At 64.0% G+C, this 14,927-nt stretch carries 14 protein-coding genes; 12 read left to right on the top strand and 2 right to left on the bottom strand.

Annotated features, from left to right (window positions below):
• The first annotated feature begins 41 nt into the window (after nucleotides 1-41).
• From G4223_RS06060 to G4223_RS06090, 7 genes are all read left to right on the top strand, one after another.
• Nucleotides 42-296 (top strand): DUF3379 domain-containing protein, encoded by a 255-nt coding sequence (locus G4223_RS06060; protein WP_163676508.1) that lies wholly within the window; start codon nucleotides 42-44, stop codon nucleotides 294-296.
• A 364-nt stretch (nucleotides 297-660) separates the two neighbouring features.
• Nucleotides 661-1,329: a flagellar hook assembly protein FlgD gene (locus G4223_RS06065; RefSeq protein ID WP_163676511.1), complete on the top strand. Its 669-nt coding sequence runs from the start codon at nucleotides 661-663 to the stop codon at nucleotides 1,327-1,329.
• Between the two features lie 14 nt (nucleotides 1,330-1,343).
• Nucleotides 1,344-2,591, top strand: coding sequence for a flagellar hook protein FlgE (flgE, locus tag G4223_RS06070; protein ID WP_163676514.1), 1,248 nt, complete (start codon nucleotides 1,344-1,346; stop codon nucleotides 2,589-2,591).
• 20 nt (nucleotides 2,592-2,611) lie between these two features.
• Complete coding sequence (locus tag G4223_RS06075; protein WP_163676517.1) at nucleotides 2,612-2,977, top strand: hypothetical protein; 366 nt, start codon at nucleotides 2,612-2,614, stop codon at nucleotides 2,975-2,977.
• Nucleotides 2,978-2,987: 10 nt separating this feature from the next.
• The gene (locus G4223_RS06080; protein ID WP_163676520.1) at nucleotides 2,988-3,467 is read left to right on the top strand and encodes a flagellar protein FlgN; all 480 of its coding nucleotides are present in this window, start codon (nucleotides 2,988-2,990) and stop codon (nucleotides 3,465-3,467) included.
• Nucleotides 3,468-3,499: 32 nt separating this feature from the next.
• Entirely contained in the window at nucleotides 3,500-5,185 is a 1,686-nt protein-coding gene (flgK, locus tag G4223_RS06085) for a flagellar hook-associated protein FlgK (protein ID WP_163676523.1), read from the top strand.
• A 3-nt stretch (nucleotides 5,186-5,188) separates the two neighbouring features.
• The gene (locus tag G4223_RS06090) at nucleotides 5,189-6,085 is read left to right on the top strand and encodes a flagellin (RefSeq protein WP_163676526.1); all 897 of its coding nucleotides are present in this window, start codon (nucleotides 5,189-5,191) and stop codon (nucleotides 6,083-6,085) included.
• 200 nt (nucleotides 6,086-6,285) lie between these two features.
• On the opposite strand, the gene G4223_RS06095 is transcribed toward G4223_RS06090, so the two are convergent.
• Nucleotides 6,286-6,894, bottom strand: a complete 609-nt coding sequence (locus G4223_RS06095) for an acetate uptake transporter (protein WP_163676529.1) — start codon at nucleotides 6,892-6,894, stop codon at nucleotides 6,286-6,288.
• Nucleotides 6,895-7,137: 243 nt separating this feature from the next.
• On the opposite strand from G4223_RS06095, the gene G4223_RS20350 reads away from it, so the two are divergent.
• Nucleotides 7,138-9,513 (top strand): adenylate/guanylate cyclase domain-containing protein, encoded by a 2,376-nt coding sequence (locus G4223_RS20350; RefSeq protein WP_338086826.1) that lies wholly within the window; start codon nucleotides 7,138-7,140, stop codon nucleotides 9,511-9,513.
• Nucleotides 9,514-9,532: 19 nt separating this feature from the next.
• Here the strand turns inward: G4223_RS20350 and G4223_RS06105 are convergent, their stop codons facing one another.
• Nucleotides 9,533-10,384 carry an alpha/beta fold hydrolase gene (locus G4223_RS06105; RefSeq protein ID WP_163676533.1) on the bottom strand — a complete coding sequence of 284 codons (852 nt, stop codon included), beginning with the start codon at nucleotides 10,382-10,384 and terminating at the stop codon, nucleotides 9,533-9,535.
• Nucleotides 10,385-10,461: 77 nt separating this feature from the next.
• On the opposite strand from G4223_RS06105, the gene G4223_RS06110 reads away from it, so the two are divergent.
• The 4 genes from G4223_RS06110 to G4223_RS06125 all read left to right on the top strand — a co-directional run bounded on the left by G4223_RS06110 (nucleotide 10,462) and on the right by G4223_RS06125 (nucleotide 14,839).
• The gene (locus G4223_RS06110; RefSeq protein WP_163676538.1) at nucleotides 10,462-11,922 is read left to right on the top strand and encodes a succinate-semialdehyde dehydrogenase; all 1,461 of its coding nucleotides are present in this window, start codon (nucleotides 10,462-10,464) and stop codon (nucleotides 11,920-11,922) included.
• A gap of 112 nt (nucleotides 11,923-12,034) precedes the next feature.
• Entirely contained in the window at nucleotides 12,035-12,748 is a 714-nt protein-coding gene (locus G4223_RS06115) for an autoinducer binding domain-containing protein (RefSeq protein ID WP_163676542.1), read from the top strand.
• Between the two features lie 81 nt (nucleotides 12,749-12,829).
• Nucleotides 12,830-14,155, top strand: coding sequence for a phenylacetate--CoA ligase (locus G4223_RS06120; protein WP_163676546.1), 1,326 nt, complete (start codon nucleotides 12,830-12,832; stop codon nucleotides 14,153-14,155).
• Nucleotides 14,156-14,368: 213 nt separating this feature from the next.
• The gene (locus G4223_RS06125) at nucleotides 14,369-14,839 is read left to right on the top strand and encodes a GAF domain-containing protein (protein WP_163676549.1); all 471 of its coding nucleotides are present in this window, start codon (nucleotides 14,369-14,371) and stop codon (nucleotides 14,837-14,839) included.
• Nucleotides 14,840-14,927: the final 88 nt, after the last annotated feature.

The raw sequence follows: 14,927 nt of genomic DNA on the forward strand, positions 1-14,927 counted from the left end.
AAGTCCGGGGGTATCACAGCCCACGAAGAAATCGAGGCGCCATGACTGCATCCTCCCTTTCGCTGGAGGGGTTTCAGGATTTGATCGACCGCTTTGGCGGCGACATCCTTTCCTGGCCCGCGCGCGACCGCACCGCCGCCGAAATGCTGATCGCCCAATCGCCCACGGCTGCACGCCTGTTGGACGAAGCGCGAAAGCTGGACGCACAATTGGCCCAGATGCCCAAGGCGCCCGCCGATCTGGCCGACCGCATCATCGACGCGGCCTTGCACAGCCCCCCTCGCCGCAAAAGCTGACACCCGCACACCGCCCGCCGCTCCTGTTTCAGGGCGGCGGGTTTTTAGGTTCATCGCCGGATTGCGGGAAATGGCACCATGGACCCCGGCTCGCGCTCCGCTTGGCCAGGGTGACGCCTGTTGAAGGGCCGTTCCCCGCAAATCGGCGATGAGCCGTCTTTTTGCGCCCGGTTTCCCCATCCCAGCCGTATCAACCTAGAACACGCGACCAAGATCGCGCGATTTTTGCTGACTATTAAACAAGTTAACAACGGCACAGCATAAAATACTCCGACCGAATCCATACACCGGACCGTAGAAGCCAACAGAGGGGACGAGGCAAACCGCCGATCAAGTCCCAAGGGCATCAACCGGAGTATGTGCCATGGTTGACTCGGTCACTTCCTCCACTTCGTCGACCTCATCGACCACCAGCTCCTCTTCTTCGACTTCGCTGTCGGCAAGCTATGAGATGTTCCTCACGCTGCTGACCACGCAGTTGCAGACGCAGAACCCCCTGGACCCGGTCGACAGCACCGAATTCACCTCGCAGCTGGCCACCTACGCCTCCCTCGAACAGCAGATCGAGACCAACGACAAGCTGGATTCGGTCCTGAGCTCGATGGACTCGCTCTCGTTCTCCACCGGCGTCGGCTACATCGGCCTGACCGTCGAGGCCGAGGGCGACACCCTGTCCGTGGACAGCGACGGCACGGTGGACGGGTCGTGGAAATACGAACTCGATTCCGCGGCCGAAGACGTCACCCTGACCATCGTCGATTCCAGCGGCAACACCGTGTGGAGCGGCAGCGGGGAAACCAGCGCCGGCTCGCATTCCCTCACCTGGGACGGGACCGACAGCGATGGCGATGCCGTCTCGTCGGGCGAATACACCCTGGTGGTCACCGCCACCGACGCCGATGGCGACAGCATCGACACCACCACCTCCATCGTCGGAACCGTCACCGCCGTCGATTCGTCCAGCGGTTCGACGGTGCTCGAAATCGGCGACACCGAAATCGACCTGTCCGACGTCACCCGCCTGGCCGCCTGAACGGGAGAGCCACCATGACCCTTTCCAGCGCCATGACCACCGCCGTTTCGGCCCTGAAAGCGCAAAGCCAGGCCCTGTCGGCGATTTCCAACAACCTCGCCAATTCCAGCACCACCGGCTACAAGTCGGTCACCACCAGCTTCCAGTCGTTGGTCACCCAAGCGTTTTCCGGCACCGCCTATACCGGCGCCGGCGTGACGTCGTCGGTTCGCCAGAACGTGGACGCCCAGGGCAACATCGAAGCCACCAGCAACGTCACCGACATGGCCATCAGCGGCGACGGCATGTTCGTGGTCACCGACAGCTCGGGTGCCCAGTACTACACCCGCAACGGCGAGTTCGACGTCGATGACGACGGCTACCTCTATAACAACGCCAGCACCAAGGTCTATCTGATGGGCTATGCCATCAATTCCGATGGCACCACCGCCAAGACGCTGAGCCAGATCAACGTCACCGACCAGGACACGTCCTGGAAGGAAACGACCGCCGTTTCCCTCGACGCCTCGCTGGGCGCCGACACCGATGTCTCGTCCTCGACCACCTATGAAAAGACGTTCGAGGTCTACGATTCGATGGGTGGTTCGCACATCGTCACCGCCACCTTCGCCCATACCGCCGTGGACAGTAGCGCCAACACCAGCACCTGGACGGTGTCGTTCTCCAGCGACGACGGAACCACCACGCTTGACACCCTGACCTTGGAATTCGATGGCGATGGCAACCTGACCTCGGCCACCGACTCGTCGAACGTGACCGTCGACCCCTCCAGCCTGACCCTGGATTTCGACTGGAACAACGCATCCAGCGACAGCTCGATTACCCTGGACCTGTCGAGCATTTCCATGGGTGGTTCGACCGACGGCGTCACCTTGAACGACGTCACCAACGACGGTTACGAGTTGGGCAACCTGAGCGGCATCACCATCTCGTCGGACGGCACGGTCAGCGCCTCCTACGACAACGGCCAGACCATCAGCCTCTACAAGGTCGCCGTCGCCACCTTCGCCAATTACGACGGACTGGCGGCGCTGAGCGGCACGCTCTACCAACAGACCGCGGATTCGGGCGAAGCCATCATCGGCACCGCCGAGACCGGGTCGGCCGGGTCGATCAGCGCCAGCAGCCTGGAATCCTCGACCGTCGACACCGCCGACGAATTCACCCGCATGATCGTCGCCCAACAGGCTTATTCCGCAGCGTCCCAGGTCATCACCACGGCCAAGGACATGTACGACGCCCTTATCAGCGCCGTGCGCTGATCGGTGATGGGAGAAACGCCATGACCCGTAAGAACACCCCCAAAGCCGCCCGCGAGATGGCCGCCGTCGTGGAACTGGCCGAGGCCCGGACCAAACGTACCCTGGCCGCCACCCAGACCCGTCTTCTTCCCGAAGAGACCAGCCCCCTCCAGGCCGAGGAACTGGCCCGGCGCGTGGCCGTTCAGTTGCAGTCCCTGCCCGAGGACGACCGCCACCTGCTGCGCCGCAACCTCTTGGTATCGGTGCACGACCTCGAAGGTCTGATCGACGCCTTGCAAGCGCAGATGGGCGACCTGGCCCAGGAACTGCGCAAGGTGTCCTCGCACACCGCCGCCGCCACCGCCTATGGCCGCACCGCCCAGGCCCCGGCCAAGACCCGCCGCTAGGAGCAACGCCATGACCCAGGAGACTCCCATGCTCCCCGCCGCCCACCTGTCGCACGCCGGCCTTGGCTCGCACGATCTGCCGGATCGTCTGTTGTCCGTGGTCGCCGAACTGACCACCGTCATGGTCGAGGAAAACGCCGCCCTTGCCGAAGGCTTGCCGGCCTGCGTCTCGGCCAACATCGACCGGAAGCTCGAATTGTCCGACAATTACGACGAGCTTTATGCCGAACTGGCCGACAAACAGGCCGACATCCTGGCCTCCGACCCGGAATTCGCCCACAAGCTGATGAATGCCGTGGTGGAGTTGCGCCAAGCGACCGCCGAGAACCTGACCCGGCTGGACGCCGCCATGGCAGCGTCGCGGCGCCGTGTCGAAGCGGTGATGCGCGCCGTTCGCGCCGCCGCGCAAGAGAACGTGCCTTACGGCGCCAAGGGAGACATTCCCCTCAACGCCCGTCTGGCCGCGTTCGGCAAGGATTACCACGCCTGACCCATGAACCCGCGCTGTCGTGAGAGGCCGCCATGACTCTGTCCGCCTCACTTAGCACCGCCACCTCGTCGTTGCGTGCCATCCAGACTAAATTGGCGGTGGCCGCGTCCAACATCGCCAACGCGGACGACGTCAACTACACCGCCAAGACGGCCAGCCAGTCGTCGGTGGTCACCGGAACGCTGGGCACCGGCGTTCAGATCACCGGCATCGACAGCAAGGTCAGCGGCTATCTGGTCAAGAACATCGTCGAGGCGACGGCGGAAAACAGCGCGGCACAAATCCTTTATTCGTATCTGGAATCGCTCAGCAGCGGACTTGGGACCCTGTCCAGCGACGGTTCCGGGGACACGTTGGCGACCCAGTTGTCCGACTTGGAATCGGCGCTGGACGAACTGGCCACCACCCCGGAAAGCACCACCGTGAAAACCCAGGTGGTGACCGACCTGCAAGACAGCGCCGCCACCCTCCAGGACGCCTCGGCCCAGGTGCAGGACCTGCGCTCCCAGGCCGATTCCGACATCGCCTCCGCCGTCGAGACGGTCAACGACGCGCTGCATCAGATCGACGACCTGAACGAAGCCATCACCCGCGCCCAGGCGGCCGGCGAATCCACCGGCGACCTTGAGGACCAGCGCAACGCCGCCCTTCAGACCGTGGCCGAACAGATCGGCATCACCTACTACACCGGCTCCAATGGCGCGGTGACGGTCTACACCGAATCCGGGCAGCTTCTGGTGGGCTCCCAGGTCTATGAGCTGAGCTTCACCACCGCCAACGGCGTTTCGGCCAGTGATTCCTATCCCAGCACGTTGTCCGGCATCACCGTCAACGGCAAGGACATCACCACATCCATTTCGTCCGGCGCCATCTCGTCCCTGGTGACGTTGCGCGACAGCACCTTGCCGGCGGTGCAGGACGAATTGGACACCCTGGCCGTCACCTTGCGCGACACCATCAACGCCATCGCCAACGAGGGCAGCGCCTCGCCGCCGCCCAGCAGTTTGACCGGATCGGAAAGCTATTCCTCGACCGACGCGCTGTCGGCCAGCGGCACACTGACCGTGGCCATCACCGATTCCGACGGCAATCTGGTGTCGAACGAAGACATCGACTTGTCCACCTATTCCACCGTCGGCGACTTGTTGACCGCGCTCAACGGCATCAGCGGCCTTTCGGCCAGCCTGGATTCGTCGGGTCATCTGGTGCTGGAGACCACGTCTTCCGGCAACGGCGTCGCGGTCAGCGGCGGCACCATCGGCAGCGAGAATTTTTCCGGCTATTTCGGCCTCAACGACGTTCTGGTGGGCGACAGCGCCTCGAACCTTGAGGTGAAATCCGAACTGGCCGACGATTCCACGCTGTTTCCGGTGGGAACCCTGTCGTCGTCGCTGACGGTGGGCGAAGCGGCGGTCACCTCGGGATCGGGGACATTGGCGCAATCCATGGCCGACGCGCTGCGCGACGCCGAAGTGACCGACACCGCGGCGGACATCGTCAGCGCGGTGGCGACCATGCTGTCCAGCGCCGAAAGCGCCGCCACCTCGACCGAAACCAGCCTCAGCACCTTGGTTGACAGCTTTTCCTCGCAATACGGCGTCAACACCGACGAAGAGACGGCCCTGATCTCCGAGCTTCAGAACGCCTATGCGGCGTCGGCCCAGATCCTGAGCGCCGTCCAGTCCATGTTCGACGACCTCATCAACGCAGTGAGCTAAGCCATGATCGGACGTGTCTCCACCTTCGGCCTGGGCCAGACCATGCTCTCCTCGTCGTTGAGCGTGCAGAGCAAATACGCCAACACCGCGGTTCAACAATCTTCTGGCCTGGCTTCCACCACCTACGGCGGATTGGGGTCCAAGGCGTCGTCCCTGCTGTCCACCGAAGCCGCCACCGCCCAGTTGGAAACCTGGTACACCAACACCGGCACCGCGCTGGACCGCACCGAGTCCATGTATTCGGCGGTCGGCAGCATGGTCGACCTGCTACAGAACTACCGTTCGACCCTGAGCTCGGCCATATCCTCCACCGACACCGATGGATTGGACGACACCGCCGCCGATCTTCTGGACGACATGGCCGATCTGATGAACCTTCAGATGGACGGCCGTTACCTGTTCGCCGGCAGCAACACCGACACCGCGCCGGTGGACACCAGCTTGCTCTCCACGCCATCGGTGCCGTCCAGCGCCGACACCTCCTATTACACCGGCGACAGCGAGGAAGCCTCGGTCCGGGTGTCGGGCCAGCAAAGCATCAGCTATGGCGTCACCGCCGACAGCACCGGCTTCGAAAAGGCTGTGCGCGCCCTCAACGTCGTCGCCAATGCCTCGCCACTGGACCAGACAGCCCTCGAGGAAGCCTATGATCTGGCGACCGAAGCGCTGGACGCGCTGATCGCCACCCAAAGCGGCCTGTCCAACACCGCGGCACGGCTGGAAACGGCACAAAGCCGCCAGACAAACTCCATCAGCCTGTTGGAAAGCGTCGCCAGCGACCTGAAGGAAGTCGACACCGCCGAGGTGGCGGTCAAGCTGGCGCAATACGAAACCCAGCTTCAGGCATCCTATTCCGCGCTGGGCAACCTCAGCAGCCTGAGCTTGGTGAAGTATCTGTAGGCTGCCCATCGTCAAAACGAATGGCGTCTTCGGGACGGTGGCGCCTCGTCGGAAACCGGACGTGAAAACGGCGGGGTGTCACCACCCCCCAGAAGCCGGATGCGAAAACGGCGGGGTGTCGCCACCCCCCAGAAGCCGGATGCGAAAACGGCGGGGTGTCGCCACCCCGCCGTTCGGTCAACGTGCGAAAACCGCGTCGTTCACAGAACCGGCTTGCCCATGGGCAGCACCGGACGGCCCCACAGGTCGTTCAGGATGACACCCGCCATCATGTACCAGGCCAAAAAGGCGCAGGCGATCAGGTCGATCGCGGCGATGGTGGTGAACAATTCCTTGGGCGCGCCGAAATGCGCCAGATCCAGGCAGACGAAACCGACCATCAGCGTCGAGAAGGTGGCGAACATCGCCTTGTGCACCTTCATCGAGCCAACCCACAGGATCGAGCTGAACAGGGTCCACGCCACCAGGAACCAACCGACGTCGGTCTCGCTCGACTTGAACACGTCGAACTTGTTGCCGAGCAGGACGGCGCACAGCGCGATCCAGAAACAGCCGTACGAGGTGAAAGCGCAATAGCCGAAATTGTTGCCGCACTTCTGTTCCTGAAGACCGGCGATCATCTGCGCCAGACCGCCGAAGAACAGCCCGAGATAGACCACCGGGCCAATACCCGCCAGGCCCAGGTTGTGGATCTGCAACATGAAGGTGGTCAGGCCGAAACCGGCCAGTCCGACAGCGGCCGGGTTGGCCAGCTTGGGCTTGGCCGCGGCAGCAATGCTTTGAACGTCGATAGAGGCGATCTGGGACATCGTTTTCTCCCTTATGGCGCCCGCAAGCGCATGGTTATGTCCTCGCCGTGAGCAATCCCTGATTTATTTTTTGCCCGTTTTTTGATGTTTGCTTATACGGGCAAACCCCAATATCGCAATGATGTTGCTTGCGCAAGCAAATAGGCGATTTGTGCGCAACTTATCGGTGGGCATTAGCGCGGAACCTGCCGGCGTGGTACAAGGGATGGGTTTGGGGATTGGCTTTGCTGGAGGATCCGGCCCGTGGCCGACACGATGGGGAACGCCGCGACACGATCGCAGGAAGAATGGGAGCGGGCCGCCCGCGCGTTGTTGGACGAAGGCCAGAACTTCCTGGCTCACGACGTCTGCCGCGACGGGCTGAGGCTCTATCCCGCTAGCCTCAAGCTTGCCATCTTCGGTGCCATTTCCCTGTCGCAGACCGGTGCGGTGGACGAAGCGCGGCGGCTTTTGGCGCCGCTGCTGGCGGAAATCTTCATCGACGAGGGTCCGTTCCGCCGTTTGCAGAACGCCCTGCGCGGTGCCATCGCCACCTTGACCCCTGGCGCCGACAGCGGCGAAAGCGCGCTGGCCGCCATCGCCGAATTGTCGGAATCCATCGACCTTGTGCGCGGCAAACGGCTGGAAGCCACCGCCGACGCCGAAACCTACAACGCCCTGGCCCGCGTGTTCCGCGAAGCGTGGCTGTCGCTGGGCGACCGCCGCGACCTCGACCATTGCCGCGAATTGTTCCTGCGCGCCTTCCACACCGGCAACAGCCCGCGCGACGGCATCGAAGCGGCGGTGATGAGCCTGTTGCTGGGCAAGCGGGGCGAAGCCCGCACTCTGGCCGCCAAGGTCAAGGCCAGCCTTGCGGCCGAGGAGACGCCCCCCGACCTGCCCACCGACCAGCGTTACCGGCTGTTGGCGACCTTGGGCCAAGCCCATCTGATCCTGGGTGAGGCGGCCGAGGCGGTCGCCGTTTTCGAATGGGCCCGCGCGCTGGAGGGCGTGCATTACGGCCGGGTCGTGTCGGCGCTGAAGCAGTTGGAGCTTCTGCGCCACGGCGGCATCGAGGTGCCGGACGAACTGGCCGACATCGTCAAGCCGCCCACCGTGGTGGTGTTCACCGGCCACGCGCTCGACCGCCCCGGCGAGGGGCCGCATTTCCCGCCGGGGATCGAGGCCACCGTGCGGGCCGAGATCGCCCAGCAATTGGAGGACCTGAACGCCCAGGTCGGCTATTCCACCGCCGCCTGCGGTTCCGACCTCTTGTTCATCGAAGCCATGCTGGAACGCGGCGCCGAGGTCAACGTGGTGATGCCGTTCGCGCTGGACGATTTCGTCGCCAACAACGTCCGCTATGGCGGGCCGCGCTGGGAAATGCGCTTCAGGAACGCGCTCAAGCTGGCCGCCTCGGTGACCTACGCCACCGAGGAACGCTATCTCGGCCACGACATGCTGTACCGCTTCGCCAACCAATGCCTGCACGGGCTGGCGACGCTGCGCTCGGGTTTCCTTCGGACCTCGCCATATCTGCTGGCGGTATGGGACATGATGCCCGGATCGTTGGTCGGCGGCGCCGGCGACTTCATCGACCAATGGGAAGACATCACCCGCCTGCGCATCGTCGACTTGGACGGCCTGTTACAGCAACACCCGGAATTGCTCGGACCTGACGGGCCGGCCATGCCCAACCTGGATTTCGGCGATTCCGACGAGGAAGCCGGACAGGGCCGCGTCATCCGCTCCATGCTGTTTTGCGACATCGCCGGCTATTCCAAGCTGAAGGAAGAAAACACCCCCGCCTTCCTGGAATTCCTGGCCCGGCTGAAACAGGGGTTGGAGCGCGCTGGCGTCGCCCCCATCAGCATCAACACCTGGGGCGACGCCATCTTCGCGGTGATGGACAAGGCCACGCCCATGGCCGAATACGCCCTGACCATGCAAGAGGAAGTCACCCGCCTGGGCGAGGAAATGCGCGACCAATTCCCGAAGCCCCTGAACCTGCGCATCTCGCTGCATGCCGGGCCGGTGTTCGAAGCCATCGACCCCATCTGCGGCCGCAAGAATTTTTACGGCAGCCACATCAACCGCGCCGCCCGGCTGGAGCCGGTGACGGTGGTCGGGCACGTTTACGCCACCCAGCAATTCGTCGCCGTGCTGACCGCCGAACAATCGGCCCAACGCTCGGAAGCCCTCAACAACGGCGAGGCGTTCGAGGAACGCTTCGTGTGCGAATATGTAGGCGTGCTGTCGTTGGCCAAGGATTTCGGCAAACAGACCGTGTACCACCTGCGCCGCCGTACCGAGATCGAAGCCCATGTGGCCGAAATCATGGCCGTTCACGAAGAGCTTTCACCAGAGGCGGAACTCGAAACCGAGACCCAAACGGAACCGGAAGAACAGGACGAAGCCGCCAGCGGCCTTGCCGAGATCCTGCCCGACGCCGACGACCAGGGCATCACCGAGCGACTCGCGCCGGGGGTCGAAGGGGTGTTGGCCACTGTCGCGCGCATGATCGAACGGGCCGATGCCGACGACAGCGGCAAGCCACGCCGGGGCCGCAAGAAAAAGCCCAAGCCGCCGGCCCCGGAAATCGCCTTTGACGCCGACGAAACCCATTGGCCGGGGACCTGATCCCCGGCCAATGCCGTTTTCAGGCCAGGAACCCCTTGAGCATCGCGATCTGATCCACGGTGTTGAGCCCCGGCGCGTGGCCGCAACCGGGCACCGTCACCAATTGCGCACGCGGCCCGCGCCGCGTCATCTCGTCGGCGACCGCAGCGTCCAACAGGTCGGAGTTCTCGCCCCGCAACAACAAGGTCGGACAGCGGATCGCCTCGTAAAGCGACCACAGATCGACCGGACCGGACTGGCCGGCGAAAACCTCCATCACCGCCGGATCGTAATGGGGCGACAGCTTGCCGTTGTCGCGACGCCGCACCGACGTCTCCGCCATGCGCCGCCATTCGGCGTCGCTCAACTGGCCGAAGGGGGCATAGGCGATCCGCAGGAACGCCTCGAACCGCTCCATGCTGTCGTGCTCCGGCACCACGCTCACATAGGCCTTGATGCGCTCGACCGCTTCGGCGTTCAGGGAGGCGCCGACGTCGTTGAGCACCAGACGCTCGATCCGGTTTGCGGCCGCCTCGGTGGCGGCCAGGGCCATGCCGACGATGCCGCCCATGGAGGTGCCGACCCAGCGCACCCGCTCGAATCCCAGCATGTCCATCAGCGCCAGCGCATGGCTGCAATAGACCGGCACCTGATACTCTTGCGCCGGATTGGACGACCACGACGACAGGCCGCGGCCGATGGTGTCGGGACAGACGATGTGGAACAGCGGCGCCAAGGCGCGGGCCAAGGTGTCGAAATCGCGCCCGACGCGGGCCAGACCGTGCCACATGACCACCGGCGGCAATTCAGGATCGCCCCATTCGGTGACGTGGATTTCATGCGCGCCGACCGAGAAGTAGCGCGAGCGGGATTCGGCGTGGGGTGTGGGCATGCGGCCTCCGGGCCTTTCCGTTGGGGCTGTGGGCAGAGTATATCTGTCTCTTCGATTTCGCCTATGGGAAGGACGTCATGCTTCAGCTCAAGGACACCGCCCTGCTTCGGCACCACGCCTATGTGGACGGTCAATGGATACACGCCGATTCCGGCGACACCATGGCGGTGACCAATCCCGCCGATGGCGGCATCATCGCCCATGTCGCCTCGGTCGGCGCGGCGGAAACCCGGCGCGCCATCGCCGCCGCCGCCCGCGCGCTTCCGGGTTGGCGGGGCAAGACCGCCAAGGAACGCGCCACCATCCTGCGCAGATGGTACGACCTGATCCTGGCCGCCGCCGACGATCTGGCGGTGCTGATGACCGCCGAACAGGGCAAGCCGCTGGCCGAGGCCAAGGGCGAGGTGAGTTATGGCGCCTCCTTCATCGAATGGTACGCCGAAGAAGGCAAGCGGACCTATGGCGAGATCATCCCGGAAAACGCCCCTGGCCGCCGCATCCTGGCGACGCGCGAACCCATCGGCGTGGTCGCCGCCATCACGCCCTGGAACTTCCCCAACGCGATGATCACCCGCAAATGCGCGCCCGCCCTGGCCGCCGGCTGTACCGTGGTGGTCAAGCCGGGCGAGGACACGCCGTTGTCGGCGCTGGCGCTGGCCGAACTGGCGGCACGGGCCGGCATTCCGGCCGGAGTGTTCAACGTTCTGCCCACCGCTGATTATGTCGCCGTCGGCGGCGAACTCACCGCCAATCCCGTCGTGCGCAAGCTGTCCTTCACCGGCAGCACCGAAGTGGGCAAGCTTCTGATGAAGCAATGCGCCGACACCATGAAGAAGGTCAGCTTCGAATTGGGCGGCAACGCCCCCTTCATCGTCTTCGACGACGCCGATCTGGACGCGGCGGTGGCCGGGGCCATGGCCTCGAAATACCGCAACACCGGCCAGACCTGCGTGTGCGCCAACCGCATCCTGGTTCAGGACGGCGTCTACGACGCCTTCGCCGCCAAGCTGGCCGAAGCGGTCGGGAAAATGGTGGTCGGCCCCGGATTGGCTGGCGAAACCCAGCAAGGACCGCTGATCAACCGGCAAGCAGTGGAAAAGGTCGAACGCCACGTCGCAGACGCGGTGGAAAAGGGCGCCACGGTGCTGATGGGCGGCAAGCGCCATGCGCTGGGCGGCACCTTCTATGAACCGACCATCCTGACCAACGTCACCGCCGACATGGCCTGCGCCCGCGAGGAAACCTTCGGCCCCGTCGCGCCGCTGTTCCGCTTCAAGGACGAGGCCGAGGCCATCCGCATGGCCAACGACACCCAGTTCGGTCTTGCCGCCTATTTCTATTCCCGCGACGTCGGCCGCTGCTTCCGCGTTTCGGCGGCTTTGGAATACGGCATCGTCGGCGTCAACGAAGGCATCATCTCGACCGAGGTCGCCCCCTTCGGCGGCGTCAAGGAATCGGGCATCGGCCGCGAAGGTGCCCGACAGGGCATCGAGGAATATTTGGAAGTCAAATATGTCTGCATGGGCGGTCTAGGGTGAAAGCCCTACAGACCTAAGAGGTAACAAAGAGAGACCGTTCCCGCTGGAGGGAAAACCCAGGGGCAGGTACAGTAACAGGAGCTGTCGCCCTTGGGGGAGAGGGAACGGGATCGTGGATGATTGGGTAGCGGACCTTTCCACCAGGGTGTTATGGGCTGAGGATATTCCTTCCGCCCAACACGCGGTCCGCGAACTCGCCCTCCAGTGCGGGGTGGATTACTATATCTATGGTAATTCCCGCCCCGGGCTGGAACATCCCTACATCGACAGCACCTATCCGCCGCAATGGATGGCCCATTACCTGGCCAACCGTTACCAATTCATCGATCCGGTGGTGATCGAGGCCCAGCGCACGCGCCTGCCCTTTGGCTGGCGTTTCCTGATGAACCGCCCCGCCAGCCTTAGTCCCGAACAACGCAAATTGTTCGCCGAGGCCGCTGAATTCGGAATTCGCGACGGCTTCACCATCCCGTTCCATTGTGCCGACGGCTGCATCGCCATGATGTCCTATGCCTTCACCTCGGTCGAGGAACTGACGCAGGTGATGGGAAACCAGACCCGGCTGAAGCTGTTGGCGGTCAACTACCACACGGCGATCGAGCGTTTGCTGGACGTGGCCCCCGTCGCCGAGGAACTGAGCCCCATGGAACGCCAATGCCTGACCGGGGTCGCCCACGGCCAGTCCCTGTGGGAGATTTCCGGGCGTATCCACCGCCCGGAACCGGATGTGGCCGGGGCGTTGCGCTCGGCCCGCCTCAAGCTGGGAGCCTCCACCACCGCCAAGGCGGTGGACAAGGCCATCAGCCAGGGACTGATCGCACCCTGATAAAAAGTCCCTTGGAACCTTGCGGTCAAAGCGTTACACCCGCTGTTCCGTCGTCAAACGGAAACAGAGGGGAGAACGACCATGACCGCCACCGTGGCCGACGGCTTCATGTATGCGCCCGAGATCGAGCGCCTTGACCGCGCCGAACTCAAGCGTCTGCAACTGGAGCGGCTGAAGCGCACGTTGGCCCACGCCTATGCCAACGTCCCCCATACCCGCGCCGCCTTCGCCGCCAAGGGCGTCACCCCCGACGACCTGAAAAGCCTGGACGACTTGCGGCGTTTCCCGTTCACGGTGAAGACCGACCTGCGCGACAATTACCCCTTCGGCCTGTTCGCCGTGCCCCGTGAAAAGCTGGTGCGTCTGCACGCCAGTTCCGGCACCACCGGCAAGCCGACCGTGGTCGGCTACACGCGCGAGGACATCGACACCTGGGCCGAACTGATCGCCCGCTCCCTGGCCTGCGCCGGCGCGCGGCCGGGCGACGTCATGCACAATTCCCTGGGCTACGGCCTGTTCACCGGGGGCCTAGGGTTCCATTACGGCGCCGAACGGCTGGGCTGCACCGTGACCCCCATCTCGGGCGGCCAGACCGAGCGCCAGATCACGCTGATCCGCGATTTCGGCGCCACCGTGTTGAACGCCACCCCGTCCTATGCCCTCAATCTGGCGGAAGCCGCCGAGCGCATGGGCGTCGACCTGTCCTGCGGCTCGCTGCGGGTCGGCGTGTTCGGCGCCGAACCCTGGTCGGAAACCATGCGTGCCGAACTGGATCGCCGCCTGGGCCTGAAAGCCATGGATTCCTATGGCCTGTCCGAGGTGATGGGGCCGGGCGTGGCCATGGAATGCCAATACCGCCTGGGCCTGCACGGTTGGGAAGACCACTTCCTGTTCGAAGTGGTGGACCCCGAGACCCAGGAACCCTTGCCCATGGGCGAAGCCGGAGAGTTGGTCATCACCACGCTGACCAAGGTCGGCCTGCCGATGATCCGCTATCGCACCCGCGACATCACCCGCCTGACCGACGAACCTTGTTCGTGTGGCCGCACCCACCTGCGGATTCTGCGCGTCACCGGACGCAACGACGACATGCTGATCATCCGGGGCGTCAACCTGTATCCCAGCCAGATCGAATCGGTGCTGCTGGGCTTTCCCGGCCTTGCCCCCCATTATCAGCTGGTGGTGTCGCGCCAAGGCAGTCTGGACCACCTGACCGTCGAGGCCGAGGCTGCTGAAATACGCGGGGAAGAGGCTCGCGGTCTGTTGGCCCATCAGGTCCGCCACCATCTCAAGACCATGATCGGCGTCTCGGCCGAGGTCATTATCCGTCTGCCCGGTGAACTGCCGCGCAGCGAGGGCAAGGCGGTACGGGTCCGCGACCTGCGCAAGGCTCCCGCTTCCGTCTAGTGGTCCGATCCAGACAGACGGTTCATGGACATGAACCTTCTGTCTGGTGAATCGGCCCACGAAATCAACGAATTGCGCACTGATCCAGTCAAATGGTCGCTGTACCACCTGACGGCCGAAAGTCGCATTCGGCCCTCAACTTTTGAACAGTTTCCAATTTTCTCGCAAGGCGCGTATCGTCAAGAGGAAGTACCCCTTGAGCGGAATGTGGCCATGCCATCCCCGGAACTGGCACTGTTGGAGGCGAGGCTGGCCCAAGCCTCCTCGGTCGAGGAGATCGCCCGGGCCATCATCGGCGTCGGGCGACGCATGATCGGGTGCGACGGCATCACCTTCGTCATCAACGAGAACGGCTTTTGCCATTATCTCGACGAAGACGCCATCAGCCCGTTGTGGAAAGGCAACAAGTACCCGGCCGCACACTGCATTTCCGGCTGGGTCATGAGCAACCGCCGGGCCACGATGATTCCCAACATCTTCCAGGACGAACGCATCCCGCACGACGTTTACCGCCGGACCTTCGTCAAGAGCCTGGAGATGGTGCCCGTCGGCGACCGCGGAGCGGCGGCCATCGGTTCCTATTGGGCCGAGTTCCACGACCCCACCGAGCACGAAAGCACGACCCTGCACATCCTGGCCCGCGCCGCCGCCGCCGCCCTGGAACGGCTGGAATCCGTCACCTGACCCCCACCCTACCCGCATGACCGGGATCAAGGCGCATTCCGCTTGGGACAACGACCTTAATAATGTTAGGGTCTAGCCCCTTTCGCGG

It is taken from the genome of Magnetospirillum aberrantis SpK (genome assembly GCF_011022235.1).
In the GTDB taxonomy this organism is placed as follows: Bacteria; Pseudomonadota; Alphaproteobacteria; order Rhodospirillales; family Magnetospirillaceae; genus Magnetospirillum; species Magnetospirillum aberrantis.

Coding starts and splice junctions, on each gene's coding strand:
- G4223_RS06065 (WP_163676511.1), top strand. CDS start 661: ATGGTTGACTCGGTCACTTCCTCCACTTCGTCGACCTCATCGACCACC.
- G4223_RS06060 (WP_163676508.1), top strand. CDS start 42: ATGACTGCATCCTCCCTTTCGCTGGAGGGGTTTCAGGATTTGATCGAC.
- G4223_RS06095 (WP_163676529.1), bottom strand. CDS start 6,894: ATGTCCCAGATCGCCTCTATCGACGTTCAAAGCATTGCTGCCGCGGCC.
- G4223_RS06090 (WP_163676526.1), top strand. CDS start 5,189: ATGATCGGACGTGTCTCCACCTTCGGCCTGGGCCAGACCATGCTCTCC.
- G4223_RS06075 (WP_163676517.1), top strand. CDS start 2,612: ATGACCCGTAAGAACACCCCCAAAGCCGCCCGCGAGATGGCCGCCGTC.
- flgE (WP_163676514.1), top strand. CDS start 1,344: ATGACCCTTTCCAGCGCCATGACCACCGCCGTTTCGGCCCTGAAAGCG.
- G4223_RS06110 (WP_163676538.1), top strand. CDS start 10,462: ATGCTTCAGCTCAAGGACACCGCCCTGCTTCGGCACCACGCCTATGTG.
- G4223_RS06080 (WP_163676520.1), top strand. CDS start 2,988: ATGACCCAGGAGACTCCCATGCTCCCCGCCGCCCACCTGTCGCACGCC.
- flgK (WP_163676523.1), top strand. CDS start 3,500: ATGACTCTGTCCGCCTCACTTAGCACCGCCACCTCGTCGTTGCGTGCC.
- G4223_RS06125 (WP_163676549.1), top strand. CDS start 14,369: ATGCCATCCCCGGAACTGGCACTGTTGGAGGCGAGGCTGGCCCAAGCC.
- G4223_RS06120 (WP_163676546.1), top strand. CDS start 12,830: ATGACCGCCACCGTGGCCGACGGCTTCATGTATGCGCCCGAGATCGAG.
- G4223_RS06105 (WP_163676533.1), bottom strand. CDS start 10,384: ATGCCCACACCCCACGCCGAATCCCGCTCGCGCTACTTCTCGGTCGGC.